The organism is Stenotrophomonas sp. HMWF023 (assembly GCF_003060985.1).
Classification (GTDB): Bacteria; Pseudomonadota; Gammaproteobacteria; order Xanthomonadales; family Xanthomonadaceae; genus Stenotrophomonas; species Stenotrophomonas lactitubi.
Map to the genome: position 1 here is coordinate 902 of NZ_QAIJ01000310.1, position 1,132 is coordinate 2,033.

Annotated in this window: 1 protein-coding gene; it reads right to left on the minus strand. The window is 68.5% G+C overall.

Features of this window, described 5'->3' with window-relative positions; translation table 11 throughout:
* Window positions 1-209: 209 nt before the first annotated feature.
* Window positions 210-1,067, minus strand: a complete 858-nt coding sequence (locus DBR20_RS18285) for a hypothetical protein (RefSeq protein WP_108267486.1) — start codon at window positions 1,065-1,067, stop codon at window positions 210-212.
* Window positions 1,068-1,132: the final 65 nt, after the last annotated feature.

Sequence of the window (1,132 nt, forward strand, 5' to 3'; positions counted from 1 at the left end):
AGCAACGCTGACGAGCAGGACGCCAGCGGCTACCAGGGCCGCAACGTGCAGGGCCCGTGGCGCAGCTCCGACCACGACCCGCTGCTGCTGGGCTTCGACAGATAACCCGGCGGCCCTTCTTGTAGAGCCGAGCCCATGCTCGGCTGCTTTGCGCGCCAACGGCAGCCGAGCATGGGCTCGGCCCTACAAGGGGCAAGATCGCCCGGGGCTCACCCCCAGGCGATCAAACCAATCGCCAGCACCGCCAGTGCCAGACCGGCACGGTTCCAGCGCGTGGTCGCCTCGCCGAAGGCGAACACGCCCACCAGCGCACCCAGCACCACCACGCCGATGTTCATGCCGGCGAACACGGTGGCCGGGCTGTGCGGCATCGACTGGTGCGCATGCACGTAGAACAGGATGTTGCCGCCGTTGAGCAGGCCCAGCAGCGCGCCGGCACCGAGGTTGCGCCAGGCCAGGCGGCTGCGCCCACTGAAATGCCGCCACAGCTGCAACGCCAGCATCAGCACGAAGGCCACGCTGAAACTGGCCAGCACCGCCGCCATCGACGGGGTGCCCGACAGCGCCACCTGCTTCAGCAGCACATCCACCACTGCAAAGCCGGCCCACACGCCCAGCAACCAGCCCCAGCCGCCGGTTGAAGCGGCCACTGCGGGACCGCGTGGACGCAGACTGATCGCAACCATCGCCAGCAGGCCCAGGCCCAGCCCGAGCAGCTTCCACGATGTGGCGGTCTGGCCGAAGAACAGGAACGCCGCCGCCAGCGACAGCAGCAGCGACAACCGCTGCGCCACATCACTGCGCACGATGCCGGCCACCGCCACGGCGCGGCCGAGTACCAGGAAGATCGAGGGCAGCACCACCGCCAGCGCCAGCAGTGAAACCCACGGTGCATGCGGTGCGCGCAAGGCGTCCAGCGGCGGCTGCAGCACCACTGCCGTCATCGTCGCGGCGACCAGATAGTTCCAGGTCACCATCTGCGCAACATCCAGCTGGCGACGACCAGCCAGCTTCAACAACACCGAAACCAGCACACTGCAGATCACGGCCAGGGACAGGTAGAGCATGGGGCGGGCACAGGGCAGCGGCGGGGGACGCTATCATGGTGCCATGCACAAGCCCTCGTTCCCCG